Origin of the sequence: Mycobacterium sp. GA-2829, assembly GCF_001499965.1 — a bacterium.
Taxonomy (GTDB): Bacteria; Actinomycetota; Actinomycetes; order Mycobacteriales; family Mycobacteriaceae; genus Mycobacterium.
On sequence record NZ_LQIT01000025.1, the window covers coordinates 64,533 to 79,035 of the forward strand.

Annotated in this window: 13 protein-coding genes and 1 pseudogene; 9 read left to right on the top strand and 5 right to left on the bottom strand. The window is 62.7% G+C overall.

The features are described 5' to 3' along the window. Positions 1-11 precede the first annotated feature (11 nt). Both AU194_RS16625 and AU194_RS16630 read left to right on the top strand, forming a co-directional pair. Positions 12-2,144: a heavy metal translocating P-type ATPase gene (locus AU194_RS16625; RefSeq protein ID WP_059090339.1), complete on the top strand. Its 2,133-nt coding sequence runs from the start codon at positions 12-14 to the stop codon at positions 2,142-2,144. A 215-nt stretch (positions 2,145-2,359) separates the two neighbouring features. Next, positions 2,360-2,866, top strand: coding sequence for a pyridoxamine 5'-phosphate oxidase family protein (locus AU194_RS16630; RefSeq protein WP_059090340.1), 507 nt, complete (start codon positions 2,360-2,362; stop codon positions 2,864-2,866). A gap of 34 nt (positions 2,867-2,900) precedes the next feature. On the opposite strand, the gene AU194_RS32635 is transcribed toward AU194_RS16630, so the two are convergent. After that, positions 2,901-3,785 carry a hypothetical protein gene (locus AU194_RS32635; RefSeq protein WP_082698683.1) on the bottom strand — a complete coding sequence of 295 codons (885 nt, stop codon included), beginning with the start codon at positions 3,783-3,785 and terminating at the stop codon, positions 2,901-2,903. Between the two features lie 234 nt (positions 3,786-4,019). Beyond that, positions 4,020-4,964 carry an AAA family ATPase gene (locus AU194_RS16635; RefSeq protein WP_059090341.1) on the bottom strand — a complete coding sequence of 315 codons (945 nt, stop codon included), beginning with the start codon at positions 4,962-4,964 and terminating at the stop codon, positions 4,020-4,022. Between the two features lie 401 nt (positions 4,965-5,365). Between AU194_RS16635 and AU194_RS31855 the strand changes: the two genes are divergently transcribed. From AU194_RS31855 to AU194_RS16645, 4 genes are all read left to right on the top strand, one after another. After that, complete coding sequence (locus AU194_RS31855) at positions 5,366-6,292, top strand: class I SAM-dependent methyltransferase (RefSeq protein ID WP_157576144.1); 927 nt, start codon at positions 5,366-5,368, stop codon at positions 6,290-6,292. Between the two features lie 159 nt (positions 6,293-6,451). Continuing rightward, positions 6,452-7,324 (top strand): hypothetical protein, encoded by an 873-nt coding sequence (locus AU194_RS31260; RefSeq protein WP_082698684.1) that lies wholly within the window; start codon positions 6,452-6,454, stop codon positions 7,322-7,324. A gap of 287 nt (positions 7,325-7,611) precedes the next feature. Further along, positions 7,612-7,908: a hypothetical protein gene (locus AU194_RS31265; RefSeq protein WP_082698685.1), complete on the top strand. Its 297-nt coding sequence runs from the start codon at positions 7,612-7,614 to the stop codon at positions 7,906-7,908. A gap of 2 nt (positions 7,909-7,910) precedes the next feature. Continuing rightward, positions 7,911-8,429 (top strand): hypothetical protein, encoded by a 519-nt coding sequence (locus AU194_RS16645; protein WP_231743424.1) that lies wholly within the window; start codon positions 7,911-7,913, stop codon positions 8,427-8,429. A 185-nt stretch (positions 8,430-8,614) separates the two neighbouring features. On the opposite strand, the gene AU194_RS32640 is transcribed toward AU194_RS16645, so the two are convergent. After that, positions 8,615-8,791, bottom strand: coding sequence for a hypothetical protein (locus tag AU194_RS32640; protein WP_231743425.1), 177 nt, complete (start codon positions 8,789-8,791; stop codon positions 8,615-8,617). A gap of 891 nt (positions 8,792-9,682) precedes the next feature. On the opposite strand from AU194_RS32640, the gene AU194_RS32645 reads away from it, so the two are divergent. Together AU194_RS32645 and AU194_RS31860 are read left to right on the top strand one after the other, a co-directional pair. After that, the gene (locus AU194_RS32645) at positions 9,683-10,777 is read left to right on the top strand and encodes a hypothetical protein (protein ID WP_231743426.1); all 1,095 of its coding nucleotides are present in this window, start codon (positions 9,683-9,685) and stop codon (positions 10,775-10,777) included. A gap of 893 nt (positions 10,778-11,670) precedes the next feature. Continuing rightward, positions 11,671-11,811 carry a hypothetical protein gene (locus AU194_RS31860; protein WP_157576146.1) on the top strand — a complete coding sequence of 47 codons (141 nt, stop codon included), beginning with the start codon at positions 11,671-11,673 and terminating at the stop codon, positions 11,809-11,811. Between the two features lie 130 nt (positions 11,812-11,941). Here AU194_RS31860 and AU194_RS31275 read toward each other — a convergent pair whose 3' ends face one another. Together AU194_RS31275 and AU194_RS31280 are read right to left on the bottom strand one after the other, a co-directional pair. Further along, positions 11,942-13,465, bottom strand: a complete 1,524-nt coding sequence (locus tag AU194_RS31275) for an ATP-binding protein (RefSeq protein WP_231743427.1) — start codon at positions 13,463-13,465, stop codon at positions 11,942-11,944. Positions 13,466-13,652: 187 nt separating this feature from the next. Next, positions 13,653-13,850 (bottom strand): AlpA family transcriptional regulator, encoded by a 198-nt coding sequence (locus AU194_RS31280; RefSeq protein WP_011856752.1) that lies wholly within the window; start codon positions 13,848-13,850, stop codon positions 13,653-13,655. Positions 13,851-14,052: 202 nt separating this feature from the next. On the opposite strand from AU194_RS31280, the pseudogene AU194_RS31285 reads away from it, so the two are divergent. Continuing rightward, a pseudogene (locus tag AU194_RS31285) lies at positions 14,053-14,503 on the top strand (hypothetical protein); the annotation flags it as partial.

The window sequence follows — 14,503 nt, forward strand, 5'->3', positions numbered from 1 at the left end:
AAGGAAAGAACATGACAAACCGCGATGACCACGGCGTAGCAACATCCCACCCTGGCGGGCACGCCCAGCACCAATTCCCCAGCGCACACCCTGACACCCACCCACACGGCGAACACCACGGCCATGACAATCACACCGGCCACACTGGCCATAGCGGCCACGGCGGTGACCACGTGGCCCAATTCCGCAAGCTCTTCTGGATCAACCTGATCATCGCCATACCGGTCGTCGCGTTCTCAACCATGTTCGCGATGCTGCTCGGTTACGACGTCCCCGACTTCCCCGGCGCACGCTGGATCGCGCCCCTGCTCGGGACAGTGATGTACGTCGTCGGTGGCCGCCCCTTCCTCACCGGTGCGCTGAACGAGATCCGTTCCCGCAAACCAGGAATGATGCTCCTGATCGGACTGGCGATCACCGTCGCCTTTTTCGCGTCCTGGGGCGCGAGCTTGGGCCTGCTCCACCACGAGCTGGAATTCTGGTGGGAACTCGCCCTTCTCATCGTCATCATGCTGCTCGGCCACTGGGTAGAAATGCGCTCGCTGGCCCAGACCACCTCAGCGCTGGACTCACTGGCCGCACTACTTCCCGACGAAGCCGAGAAGATCGACGGCGACCGCACCGTCACCGTCTCGCCGACCGACCTGCACGTCGGCGATGTCGTTGTAGTCCGACCCGGCGGCAGCATCCCTGCCGACGGCAAGATCGTCGACGGACGCGCCGACATGGACGAGTCCATGGTGACCGGCGAATCCCGGCCCGTTACCCGCGGCGTCGGGGATCCCGTCACAGCCGGCACCGTCGCCACCGATTCCGGGCTTCGGGTCGAGATCACCGCCACCGGCGACGACACCGCCCTAGCAGGCATCCAACGCCTAGTCACCGAAGCGCAGAATTCGTCCTCGCGTGCCCAGCGCCTTGCCGACAAGGCCGCCGGCTGGCTGTTCTGGTTCGCCCTGATCACCGCCGCGATCACCGCAGCGGCATGGACAATCGTCGGCAATCCCGATGCCTCGGTGGTACGAGCGATCACCGTGCTGGTCATCGCCTGCCCTCATGCGCTGGGCCTGGCGATACCACTGGTCGTGTCCATCGCCACCGAACGCGCCGCCAGAGGCGGCGTCTTGATCAAAGACCGGCTGGCCCTGGAAGGTATGCGCACTGTCGACGCCGTGCTGTTCGACAAGACCGGCACCCTGACGAAAGGCGAACCCACCGTCACCGCCGTCGAGGCGACCGGAGACGACGACGGCGACACCGTGCTCGCGCTCGCCGCCGCCGCCGAGACCGACAGTGAACACCCCCTGGCGCGGGCCATCGTGAAAGCCGCCGAGGATAGGGGATTAACGGTGCCGCGCGCCAGCGGCTTCTCGTCCTCTCCTGCCGTCGGTGTGACTGCGACGGTCGACGGGCACGAAATCCGAGTGGGCGGCCCCCGACTTCTCGAAGAAGTCGGCGCCCAGGAGGTCCCCGCGGCCACCGCATGGCGCGGGGAAGGCGCCATCATTCTGCACGTCATCCGCGACGGAGAGGTGCTCGGCGGCCTGCGCTTGGCCGACGAGATCCGCCCCGAATCCCGCGAAGCCGTCGATGCGCTTCACAAGCTTGGCGTGCAAGTCGTCATGATCACCGGCGACGCCGAAGCCGTCGCCAATAGTGTCGGCCACGAACTGGGCATCGACCGGGTGTTCGCGGGGGTGCGCCCCGAAGACAAGGCGTCGAAAGTTGCTGCCCTGCAACACGAGGGCAAAAAGGTTGCCATGGTCGGCGATGGAGTCAACGATGCCCCCGCCTTGGCGCAGGCCGACGTCGGCATCGCCATCGGTGCCGGCACTGACGTCGCCATCGCTTCCGCCGGTGTCATCCTGGCCAGTTCCGACCCCCGCTCGGTGCTGTCGGTCATCGAGCTGTCCCGCGCCAGCTACCGCAAGATGAAACAGAATCTCTGGTGGGGCGCCGGGTACAACCTCATCTCTGTGCCCCTGGCTGCAGGTGTGCTGGCACCCATCGGCATCGTGCTGCCCATGTCGGTCGGCGCCATCCTCATGTCACTGTCAACGATCGTCGTCGCGCTCAACGCGCAACTTCTGCGCCGCCTCGATTTGGCGCCCGAGGCGAGTACCCGTGCCGTTCTCAACCGTTAGGGGACGGCCCACCATGTGGAGCCTCCGGCGACCATGGGAAGTTCGAATCGCCGCTCCCCACCATGTGGAGCTTCGCACGAAGAAAGCGAATGCAGTCGCCGGTCGAATTCTCAATTATCCGTCGACCGCCGGTACTTTCGGATGCGCCGTAGACGGCGTGTAGCTGAGCGACAAGCCACCCAATCGGAGCCGGGGAAGCGGAGGAAGGAGCACCAGTGACCGACCTCGCCACTGTCGAAAATTCGATTCGACGACGGTCGTTCGGCACCCTGTCGACGCTCGATAGCAGCGGCAACCCCCACGCGACGGCCGTCACGTACGCAGCGGCCGGTGAAGGCACAAACCTGACGTTGTACATCACGACCCGTACTACGAACGTCAAGGTTGGAAACATTCGACGACGACCACAGGTAGCCTTCGTCATTCCCGTGCCGCACCGCTTTCTCCCCATGATGCCGCCGGCAGCTGTCCAGTTTGCGGGGTCGGCCGAAATACTGAACCACGAAAACGCTGACGCGCGAGGGGCATTCCATGCGGACTGGTTCCTCCGTCGCATTCTCGCCGCCGAGGAGCGCATCGTCGCTCAGCGTGCTGAGCTGTGCTTCATCGCGGTCCGGCCGAGGCGATGGTTATCCACCTACGGCATCGGAATGTCGGTCCTCGACATCGTGCGTCATCCGGGCGACGCCATCGGGCGGGCAGACCTGACGGGCGGAAACTAGCCGTCAGGCCGTGGATTGGCCATACAGACGTAGGTCAATGCACATGGTCGTGGTCTTGGTGGTCGTCTAGCGGCGTCGCCGCTGGAAGCGGCTCGCTGATGGGCACGGGCGTAGCCTGCTCAGGCGCGCCGCCAGAGCCAGCGCCGGGCGCAGGAGCTTCGACTGGGAGCACGGCAGGCGGGGAAGACGTCGGCTCCGGATCGTGATTGTGATGGTCGTCGACGTGTTCTGCACTGGTTCCGTGATCATCGGAGGCGGGCTCCCCAGCGGGCGCTGCAGGGGATGGTTCAGGATGGCTGTGATGGTCGTCAGTCTGCTCTGCACCAGGTCCGTGGTGATGAGCCCCTGCTTCAGCGCCGGCCGGGGCGTGGTGGCCGTGCCGTAGACCAGAGGCAGCGCCCACTGTGGACGCCAACGTGACGATCCCAATCGCGCCCAGGAGCACCATGGCACTGCCGAAGGCGGGCACCGGTTCTCCTTGAAGGCCGCGGTGCCAGACCCAGCCAGCGCCCATGACGACATAGATCTGAAGCAGCAACGCGCATAGGTCCGCGGCTTGTATCAGTTCGGCTTGACCGGCGTGGGGCCCGAGCGGCGCTCCCGCGGTTCTCGACACGGACCAAAGCGCAATAACGGCAAGGTTGACCAAGATGCCAAGAGCCAGCACCGGGGTGGTGGTACGGGTGAGTACTAGCCGCGCCCACAACAGTTGGAACAGAGCGATGGCAGCGAAAAACGGGCCCGCTGGCATCCATTCCTGCCAGTGGGCGGGAACGACGGCGAAGTGGATGACAGAAGCACCTAGTGAGGCGAGCGCGGCAAGCCGAGCCGCTAACCGGCTGTCGGTCTTCTTCGCTGTCCTAGGCGCCACCGAACCAGGATGACAGCGCCACCCCCGACACTGGCTGCATGAGGCCACATCTCAATACGACCGAGATTCATTCGTCATCAACTACTGCCGTCCTACGTAGATGGCTCGATGCGACCCTTCGTCTGCGAGTCTCAACCACCGCCGTTTGGCGATAACCAACACCGGCTTCTCTTGAGACCTCGCCGATGCGGCAGTAGCGCACGTCGCTGTTCGCGTCCGGAAATGGCTCAGATTGTCGACGGGACAGCGCGCGTCACCGTGCGGGGCGCCGAAGGACAGAGGTCACATCTCCCTCATGGCGTTGCGCTGCTTGAGCCGTTCGCGCACCACATCCTCGACACGGCCATCGGGTAGCGACAACACATAGCGCCGCATGACATCCAGCGCGAACTTCTCAATGTCGGCGTAGCTGGCGCCGGCAAGCTTGTCGGCGAGGGTGCGCGGCGCCATACCGAGGTTCCCGCCGAGCCGCATACGCAGCTGCTCGAGAAAAGCCGTGGCCTGTATGCGCGACGGGGGAGGCAGTGTTAACCGCACCTGAAAGCGGCGCCATGCCGCGCGGTCGAGCAGTTCGCCATGGTTGGTCGCGCAGACGGCGACGACGTGGGAGGGCAAGCGATCGATCTGTAGGAGCAGCGTCGAAACGACGCGCTTGATTTCGCCGGTTTCGTGCGCGTCGGAGCGCTCCTTGGCGATGGTGTCGAACTCGTCGAGAAAGAGCACGCAGCGCCGAGTCCTTGCGAACTCGAAAACGTGATCGATTCGACTCGTTGTTTCTCCGAGAAAGCTAGATACGACTCCCTCGTAACGCACGGCGTAGAACGGCACCATCAACTCCGCTGCCAATGCTTCAGCAAGCGAGGTTTTACCGTTGCCAGGCGGACCTTCCAAAAGGATGCGGTTGCGCGGTTCCAGGCCGTGGCTGCGGAGAAGCTCGCTACGGTGATGCTCCTCGATGATCTCGGTCACCGCCGTCGTGACGGCCGGCGCCAGATGCACCTCTGACAATCGCCGCTTAGGCACAATTTCGGTGACCAAATCAGCGACCTGGCGGGCGGTGTCATCACGGGCGAGCAGGCTGCGAGCACCGGACAGACGATCAGCCACAAGATGGTGCTGATTGTTGCGCTCCTCGGCGATGATCGCCTCCACCAGCATGCGAAAGCGGGCGACGTCGCCACGCTGCTGCGCCTCGACCAGATCAATCACCAGGTCAGACCTCGCCATGGCCCCTCCTTGCGCAATGCCGCTCGCTCGATCATTGCAGATGCGCGCACCACCGCCGGTTCAGCGCCGCACAATGTCGTGCCCCCTAGCAGCGCCAACAGCCTCCAGATAGCTGTCCGAGGATTCCTTGCCCGCTCGGCCACCGGGCGCGCGCTGGCTGGCCCACAAGCTGCCCGGAGGTGTCTCTGGAGGCGCAGTGGTGTGCCGCTAGCGATCGTCGGCGCCGGTTGCTTAGCTGGCTGGTGTGGACGCGACACCCGTTCCAATCGGCGGGATGATCGTCGAGTCCTAGAGTGCGGCGACTGGTGCGGGGTCGCTCCGGCGTCGAAGGCGGCCATGTCCAGGGAAGGCCGGTTACTGTCAGCCCAACCGGAAATAAGTCCTTGACCGGAGGTATCGACGTGGCAGTGCGAGGCGAGCGAATCCTGGCAGCAGCGCTGGCAGCAGCGGGAAGGCGGCGATTCCGGAACCGGATCGCCCGGCAAGCCGCCCGCTACTGGTCTGCGCCCACAGGATCGGCCTGGGAAGCGAACTCACACTGGCGCAACGGAATCGGCGATCAAGCCTGGCTAGAGGTTGGTGACGACCACTGGAAGATCTATGAAACCTTCGCCCGAGCCCTTAATTCGCCCAGCCCGAACACGGTGATGGAGTGGGGCGCCGGCGGCGGGGCCAACGCCGTGGCTTTCGCCACCCATGCGCAGCGCTTCATCGCCGCCGACATCTCCCAAGAAAACCTCGACGAATGCGTCCGACAAGTCCGCGCAACGTGCACGACACCCGTCGAGACACGGCGCATCGACCTCGCCTGCCCCGAACAAGCCACCGTCGGATTGGCGGGCATCTGCGATGTCTTCCTGTGTCTGTACGTGATCGAGCTAACGACGGGCGCGAACGCGGTGCGGGCCATCCTTGAAATTGCCCGCACCGTGTTGGCCCCCGGAGGCATGGCGCTGGTCCAAATCAAGTACCACACCAGCGATCGTCGGACCCGCGGCTTCGCCGGGACAGCCTACGACCGAAACCTCGCATCGACCACCACCTTCACCATCGAAGAGTTTTGGAACCTGGCGGCAGAGTGCGGCCTCACCCCACGGCTAATCACCTTGGTGCCGGAAAACCGTCTCGACAGCCGCTACGCCTACTACGCCCTCACGAATCCAGCCGCCGTGCGACCCGCGCCGCCTGACGAGCACCAGCTCGACGTCAAGTACACAGAGTTCGCCGCCACGTTCAACGCTGACGTCGCCGACGCAGAGCGGCGCGCGGCGCGCGGCAACTACATGAGCCGCCGTGAGGGGAAACAACCGTCGACGACTGACGGTTAATCGGCTTGCCGCTGACTGGTGTAGTAACCGACTCTCCCTGCGTAGACGGCGCGGTGGCATCGTAGGCAGTTCGGAGATTCCGAGCAGCCAGCCCTAGTTGCTCGCGAATGTGGCTGTGGTGGTGGACGATAGCGCGCGGCCCGGCCTACGTTTGCGTCTATGAGCGGAAGTGAGAAGTTGCGGGCGCGCAAGCGTGCGGTGGAAGCGCAGCGTAGGGCGAACGAGAAACGCGCGAACCTTGAACGTGCCAACGTAGACGATGCCGCCTCGGTTCGTGTGCTGCTCCAGCGGCTGCGCGCCGTTGACGCTTGGGAGAGTGTGCGCCTCGATCAAGTGAATGAAAACGTGCGCATGGACGCAGCCCGCAAGCGTGTGAGTCACTTCGTCAACCTGCAAACGGTTACCGGGCGGATGAGGGACCGCGGTCAGACGATCGCGTCGATCGCTACTCTCGCGGAGGTCGAGGTTCGCGACCTCCAAAATGTCCTTCGCAGAGCGCGTGCTGACGAGGGCGGCGCGCAGCGTGCAACGGAGTCTCGAAACGCCGCGGCTCTAAGCGCAAACGGCGCAAGTTTGGGGAGCCATAGCGCAGTTGGCGTTGACCATCATCAACTGATCGCAGCGGACAACTACCCGACATCCGATCCGAATCGGTGCGTCCGTTGCGATGCGGTCATGCTGGATCCCGAAGTCACTTCCCGGCGGGGGCGTCCGCGTCGCTATTGCTCTGACACGTGCCGCAGAGACGCCTCGGCGGCGCGTACGGCAGCACAGCGGCACGGAGAACCGATTCGCATCGTCGAGGTTCCTCGTGCTGCCGTCCGAAGTGCATCGAGTACACAGCAACACGGTGCCACCGCTCCGGTAATTCGTTCCGCATGCGACGCGGTAGAATTCGCGCTCCAAAACGCGGATGCCATGAAGATACTATTGTCGAGTGTGGCTGAGCGGGCACGGCGTAAAGAATTGGACCGCAGCACATTTGAGGCCGCCCGAGAACTCGGCAAAGTGGTCTATCCAAATAGGAGTTAACGCGTACCCTGGCTCGGCGCTACCCCGTCAGATGCAAAGCATGTCGTGTTCCGCCTTCACTTGGTGGGGCATGGCTGGCCATGCAAACAGGCGGCGGCATCAATCCCAGCGTGACTGATCCTGACATATGAGAGTTCGGCTGGAATCAAACGTTCTGGACATGACGCGGCTGCCAGTGTCCTGTTTGCTTGAAGATGCAGATCAGCCCACTGAACTGGGTTTATCCGCTGAACGAATGTGTGCTCAGCTGTGGCGAAGTGTCTGTGCGAAGCGGTACTTTATGAGTCATGGAGCGTCTAGATCTGCAGCCGGCCACCGCGTGGGGCGGAATTGCGGCAGCTGGCGTGGCCGGTTCAGACGCCGCGTCTGTTGAACCGGCCGGTCCAATCGCTAGCGGCAGGCTGTCCATCATCGACGCCGCAGCCGGCCTCGCAGACTTCACTTCTGTCGCTGCCCAGCAGGGTCACGCGGCGGGGCTTCTTCTGCGGGTTGAAGCATTGAGCACTGCAGCGGCCGCAGCAGTTAATTCCCTTGTTGTCGTTGATGAACTGAACGCGACACAGCTTCGATCCGTAGTGGAGTGACTGTGAGCAAGCTGGCGTTCTACCTCGCGGTCGTTAGCACCGTCGTTGCCATCATGTCACTCGCTGTGAGTCTCAATATCTTCCCACGTGGGCAGTCTGAACACGCGTTAAGGCCGTCGACCTCGTCCACGTCTGCTGCGGAGCCCTCAGAAAAGCACGACGCGGCAATTGAGGCGTGTGTTGGCCTGAGGAGCTTCAGGAGCGGTGTTGGGATTGCGCGTGGCGCCTTCATCGATCGCGTCGACCGGGCCAATGACTGGGAGTCATCACAAAGCCTGGGGGTGCAGGGCTACTATTTCAGCGCGGTGGGTGCGGAGTTGAACTATATGGCCACCCGGCTAGGTCCAGGCGTACCACGAGAAATTGTTGATGCGCTCGCTGATGTCCGGCGGTCGATCGTGGCTGTGGTCGACGCAGATTTGCGCCGTGAACCCGCCTCCGTTTCCAACGACATGGTTGATCAGTACTCGAGTGCCCTGCGGGCCGCTGAAAGTGCATGCGAAGCAACGGGGGTCGGCTAATGGCCGCTTCACCACCCGCTCGTAGCTATTCACGCTTCATCGTGGCGCCCGATGTATGGCCGGTCACCCGCGAGCAAACTGAAGGACGGGCTGCTGCTCAACGTCGTCTGGCCATGGCGACTGCGGCTGCAGTAGATGCTCACCGGGTCGCCTTGCACGGCTTGCAGGTTGTCGGTGTGGCGCAGTCAAATGGTTTCGAAGCAATGCACGATGCCTACAGGCGTATTCAGGTTCGGGCCGACGATAAGGCCGACGCGGATAAGGCTGCCGCTGATCTGATGCAGAGTGTTGCGGCGATCCAGATGAGTGCTGAGCTGATGATTGACACGATTGATGCTGAGGCACATCAACAACTGGTACACGTGCCGAGCAGAAGCCCCACGGCTATCAACATCATTACTAGTGCTGCCGCGCGGGCGCGAGGAATCGCAGTAGGGGCCGCAGATGAGATCCGCGCTTTAACTGTGCAATTCGTCCAGGGATTTACGCCTCTGCCGGAGGGACCCCCGAATGGCGATCCGTTTAGCACGGGCGATGACGATCGGTCGACCGATAAGCGATCCGACGAATCGCCTGAGCGTCCACCCGAGGCAGCAGTGGAGACCGGTGATGCGCAGCCTCGTCTTTCGGTGCCAGATCCGTCTGATGCCGAATCCAGGTCTGGTAACACTGCGCCGCGAGTCAGCACCGGGCCTACCCCTGGTCCTTCATCGCTGTCACCGCACCCCCCGGCGCAGAGCGCCAGTCCTGCGTCCGTAGCCGCGGTTGGTGACATCGGAAGCAGTGGGGTAGGCCTCGCCGGACCAGGACGTTCCTCATCCATAGGCTCGTTGGCCGCGTTCGGAAGTTCGGCATCGCCGCTACCGGGATCGGGCACTGGAGGAATGTCGCAGTCGGGTTTGGTACGACCGGCAGTATCTGCATCGCCGTCTCCTGCTGTCGCGCTGCAAGGGGTCATGCCTGCAAGTGGTCCTGCGCCGCTGTCATCGGTCACCGGCGCTCAGACGACTAGCTTTCCTGCTGTCGTAGCCACTGCGACGCCGGCGCAGCCGGCGGCATCTCCGAGTGGAATCTGGCATCCGTCAATAGGAGCGACCACGGGTGCCGTGCCAGCGTCTATTGCCGGGCCGCAGGTAGTGTCGAGTACTAATCCCTATCCAGCGGTTTCAGCACCCTTGCTGCCCCCGGGGCCGCTGGGTCCGCCGCCTTCAGTTCCGGCCGCAATTCCACCGGCCGCCGGTGCTGTCCCATTGATGGGCGGCGCTCACACCTCAATGGCGCCTGCCGCCGCATCGGTCGCGACGGCAGCGTTGACAACTCCCGCCGCGACGCTGCCGTCCCGGGTAGCGGCCGCGGCGGCCCGGGACTTGGAACGGCGGCGCAACGAGTCGAGCGATCTACAGACGGTTAAACGGTTGGCGTGGGAACTGTTGTACGCCACCGAATCCTGCCGAACCTTCGCACTGTGGGCCGTCGGCCTGATGTATTCAGCGGCTGGCGATCGGCATGTTGTGGCGCTGACACATCACGGTGCGGGTTACGTCCCCGCGGGGATTGTGGTCCCTAAGGGCGTGCGGATGCTCTGGTCTGACCAAGCTATTGGAGAGGGCTTTCGTAGCCGATGGATCGGAAATCTCGATCCGGCTGCGACACTGATCGCCTTCGCAGAAGTCAAGGCCGCGGAGCCGGCTGGCTGGCGCTTAGCCGCTGCAGCGACCACCTGGTCTGACGTAACAGCGCTCATGACTGCCGCGCAACGCTGGGGTACTGAATGGGCCACCTGCTCCGGCATGTCCATGCCCGCCTCAATCGGAAAACGGGACGCTATCGCCAACGCGAATACTCCGCACCGATTGGAGCGGGAGTACCCCGACCTTTTCGAGCGTGTAGCGCAACTTCGTGCCAGAGGGCTTACCCAGCGAGCCGCCAAACTGGTCACGGAAGCAATCGTTTCCGACGCGCGCCTTGCGATCGTCGCCGACGGTGGCCCCCGAATTCCGCCGAACTTCGACTCGGTATGGCCGGCTGCAGCAGACGGCAGAGTAGACGCTTCGGACCGCGCCCGTTTCGCCGAAGCGGTTCAGCAGCAATGGTTCAGCATCGGAATGGTGCAGCCGGGTTGGGAAGATGAACGCACTGACACCGTCTGTGCAGAGTACAAGGGGCAATGGCTTATTTGCCGGGCGCTTGAGGTGGTCCTGGGGTGGATAGCTGACGACAACTGCGGGGCAATGCAGGCGGACCTGCCGCTGGAAGACATGATCTACGCCGCAGCACATGCCTACCTCGACAGTCGGGGAACCGGCTGGATCACTGCATTTTTCGACGCTGCAGGCGGTTCATCCTGACAATGGATTCGCTGCCTCAGGAGGTAGATGGTGAAGCTTGGCGCGCCGAGCTCGCGCGGCAGCATACGTATCTGGCGAACGTCGTCGATCAAGCATGTGCCTGGACGCGCGAGTTCCACGTTCAAACTGGGGTTGAGCTGTGCGGCAACTACACCTCACTAAAAAGTTATCCCCTGCTGGACTACGCGAACAGGCTGAGACAGCTCAGCTCAGCACTAAAAAGAGTGTGCGCAATTGCTTCGCTACAGCCTCCGCCGCCGACCTGGGACCGCACGACCCTGCATGCGCCCCCGGCTATAGCGGTGCCCGGGCGAGACCCAGATTGGCGACGGGCCGATTACTCGGAAGGCGGTCGGTACCTGCTGATGCTTCAGCCCACTTCGCCACACGGATACCCGGCTACCGCTCGTGAACAGTGGAGCGCTGCCCTTCGCCTTGCGAGCCCAAGCGTCATCGAACGCGAAATCGGTGTGCCGCAACTAGTTGCGTACGGTTGGATGGCTCGATCGGAGTTCGACAAAGCATATCGGGTGGTGCACAGAGCGTTTCTCGACAGTGCGGCCGCCACGTTTGGTCGTGCGTGGGCTACAGGATCTTCCGAGGATGGAACTCGTTCAATGACCGTGCTGGTCAGTTGGATGAAGGCACTGACCGACCATGGGTGCTCCTTGGGTGATTGTGATTCCGTGCTTCGCGACATCGAGGTCGTAGACCCGCAAGCTGTCGCGGATTGCAGAGCAGTCCAGGAAGTTTGGTGCCCTCCCACGCCCTGACCTGCTCCGCCAGCTGATGCAAGGCCGAATGCGAGAGTGGCGCCTGCGGCCGTCTTTGGCCTCACGGTGCTTCACTGCTCTCGGGCATGTAACCGGTGACCTCATACTCTTGGACCAATCGTGAAGATCATTGCAATGCAGGACCTCCTAGAGAACTTCGACAAAGTGCTCTTGAGCGTCGAACGAGGGGATTCATTCGAAATCCGGGCGGAGGATGGTCACGCCATCGCCCTGCTGCTGCCGATTCAGGATGAGCTCTAGGACCCAGCCGACCCACCGAGGCGAGCTGCCACACGTCGACGCTTCGCCGGTATTGGCGCATCATCAGACCGGATAAAACGGTATGCGATCAACTATCTGGGCACCTGATTCCCTGCACCACAGCGCACGGTCACGACGCTGCCGCCGTGCGACCCTCGCCAGCCTTCGCGTCGGCATTCAAAACTTTCTGCTGACTCCGGTCGAAGTTCGCGTTCTCGCTGATCTGCGTAAGCGAGAGACGCGAGGGTTGCGAGGCTCGCTGAGCCACAACATCTTTGTACGGCGGATAGATTGTCCACAGCAGTACATTCCTGCGGTTGCGCGCGCCATCATCTTCGATCACCCATCCGAGGTTGCGTAGAGCGGGTGCGTGCCTACGCAGCAGCCCAGAAACGTCGCGACCGTTCTTCGGCCAGTCCCTCGGTCGTTGCCAGTCGTCGTTGACCGGTGTGAGCAGCATCAGCAAATCACTGCCGGATTGACCAACAGCAGGTTCTAATGTCCGCGAGCGAAGCTGTTCGATAAACGGGTCGACGGACAAACTGTCCTCAGACAACTGATTGGCGCGCGACATGTACCGGCGTACGCCATTAGTCGACAAGATCTCGTCCACGGCCGCCAGCGTGCGACAGAAGTCCGCCATCCTGGGCGAGTCCTCAACTTTGATGGTCTCCAACCGATGGTGAACGGAGGCAGCCAAGTCAAGTAGTCCGCCAAAAATACCTGGTAGAGCTGTTTCCCACCGCTGTCGCATCTCGGCCTCTGACTGTCGCATTCTGGGGTCGATGCGTCGCAGCTCGACGATCGCTAGCCGCTCTGCCAGATCGGGTCGGATGGCGCCGACGTCGATTCCGTTGATAATTACGCATCGACGAAACTTGATGACAGCCAGATCGGCATCGGTATATAGAGACCGTTTCACCATGGCGTCGCCTGTCGCAGCGCGGCATAAAGAGTCCGACAGCCACGGCGGGATGGCCGACAGGTTGTCCAGAGCAACGACCCACGATCCAGACGCGGCAACCGCCCATGAGTCCGCGTCCCGCGGCGCCTGACGAAAGGGGGCGGGCGAAGGATCGATGAGTTCGACCAAGCTCCGTGTCGATGTCGTTTTAGCGCTACCTTGCTCGCCAAACAGGGCTAGTACCGGATGCGGGACGTCGCACTGAACCAAAGCAGCTACTAGGTACGCGAGAAGAACTGGGCGGTCCTCAACGGCGACATTGACGAACTCCCAGAGCTTCGTCACATCCCCGCGGGAGCTTGGTGCCGGCATCGCCCCCGTCAGCTTCGTATTTCGGAGGAACCGCACCGGCGCAGTGGGAGCCATCGACCACCTTCCGTCGCAGACTTTGATTACTTGACCGTTTGGATCTCCGGTGTCGATGTAGATCGTCCCGTGGTGGTCGGCAACGCGTAGGTTCAACTTGTCGGGTGCCTGCGTGGCCGCCAGACCTTCCAAAATCAGTGTGGCGTCGGTAAGTGCTTGGCCCCCGGCGACCGCACCGGTCTCGGTGAAGTAGCGAGCGGCGAGATCTGCCCGTAGGCCAGCCCTCCCACCACGCAGGAGTATCGCGAGGTGGGGTCGACTGCGTTCGGCGCCAAATGGTTCGCCGTCCTTGGAGACTCCGAGAACATAGCGTTCCCGGGCCATATCGACTAAGCGTGCCGCGACTGACTTCTTGTCCCCCTCCCCCCTGCCGTTCAAAGGGTTTCCTGCCCGTGGTGCTGTCGCTTATGGGCATGCTGCGCTATTCTCATGAGGAACTTCCGTGTGGCGTGATCGGGTGGTTCGAACGAAGGCCTCGGCTAGTCCCCGAGGTCTTTTTCGTGCGCAGGCACTAAGCGGCGTCGCCGCCTCCGCGGCGGGTTGCGCTCTCTCGCTCCGATATCCAGCGCAATACCTCGGCCCTCCGATAAACGACTCGGCGTCCCAAGGTGAAACTCGCCGGGCCAATATTCGAATGCCGCCAGTACCTCAGCGTCCCCATCGGAACTCCAGTGATGTCCGAAACTTCCTTCGCTCCTAGCAAATCCATCAAATTACTCCTCAGCTATGGTCGGTTCGCCTGAGCCAACAGTGACTGGTGACTTGACGGTCTGTCCACGACCACAGCCACATTCGCTTGAAGAAAAGCCTTTCAATGACTCGGGGGTCGTGACGTCTTCGGCGGGCTCATGGTCCGGCCTCCGGACAACGAAGCGGATGAGGGGAGCGGAGTACTGCGGTACTTTCAGCGTATGACGACTCGAAACGAGCGAGCGGGAATTGACGACCGCTGGCACAAACGAGTCAAGGCGCCGGACGGCGCGATGCGCACTGAGCGGTCTGCGGTATATGGCAAGGTGTCGCGATGGCGTGTCAGGTGGGTTGACGCCAGTGGAGCCGAGCGCACCAAGAGTTTCCAGCGTAAGCCGGATGCGCAGGCCTACCTAAATGGGCTGACCGCCGATGTGCAGCGCGGCGAGTATGTCGATCCGCGGAAGAGTGCGGAGACTTTCGGATCGGTGGCCGAGCAGTGGTTCGCCACCAAACAGCACCGCAAGCCGAAAACCGTTGCCGGATATCGCTCGTTGCTCGACACTGTGGTGCTGCCGAAGTGGGAAAGTGTTCAGCGGCGGTTTCAAGGCGTCGTTGCAATAGCAGCTGATTCTGATGGGAAGTGCTGCTATGCCACGTCCACCGTTGTCG

What these genes read in the sequence shown, in the direction of transcription:
- AU194_RS31265 (WP_082698685.1), top strand. Translation starts at nt 7,612, where the DNA reads ATGGAGCGTCTAGATCTGCAGCCGGCCACCGCGTGGGGCGGAATTGCG.
- AU194_RS32645 (WP_231743426.1), top strand. Translation starts at nt 9,683, where the DNA reads ATGGGCGGCGCTCACACCTCAATGGCGCCTGCCGCCGCATCGGTCGCG.
- AU194_RS31260 (WP_082698684.1), top strand. Translation starts at nt 6,452, where the DNA reads ATGAGCGGAAGTGAGAAGTTGCGGGCGCGCAAGCGTGCGGTGGAAGCG.
- AU194_RS31280 (WP_011856752.1), bottom strand. Translation starts at nt 13,850, where the DNA reads ATGGATTTGCTAGGAGCGAAGGAAGTTTCGGACATCACTGGAGTTCCG.
- AU194_RS16635 (WP_059090341.1), bottom strand. Translation starts at nt 4,964, where the DNA reads ATGGCGAGGTCTGACCTGGTGATTGATCTGGTCGAGGCGCAGCAGCGT.
- AU194_RS31275 (WP_231743427.1), bottom strand. Translation starts at nt 13,465, where the DNA reads ATGGCCCGGGAACGCTATGTTCTCGGAGTCTCCAAGGACGGCGAACCA.
- AU194_RS16625 (WP_059090339.1), top strand. Translation starts at nt 12, where the DNA reads ATGACAAACCGCGATGACCACGGCGTAGCAACATCCCACCCTGGCGGG.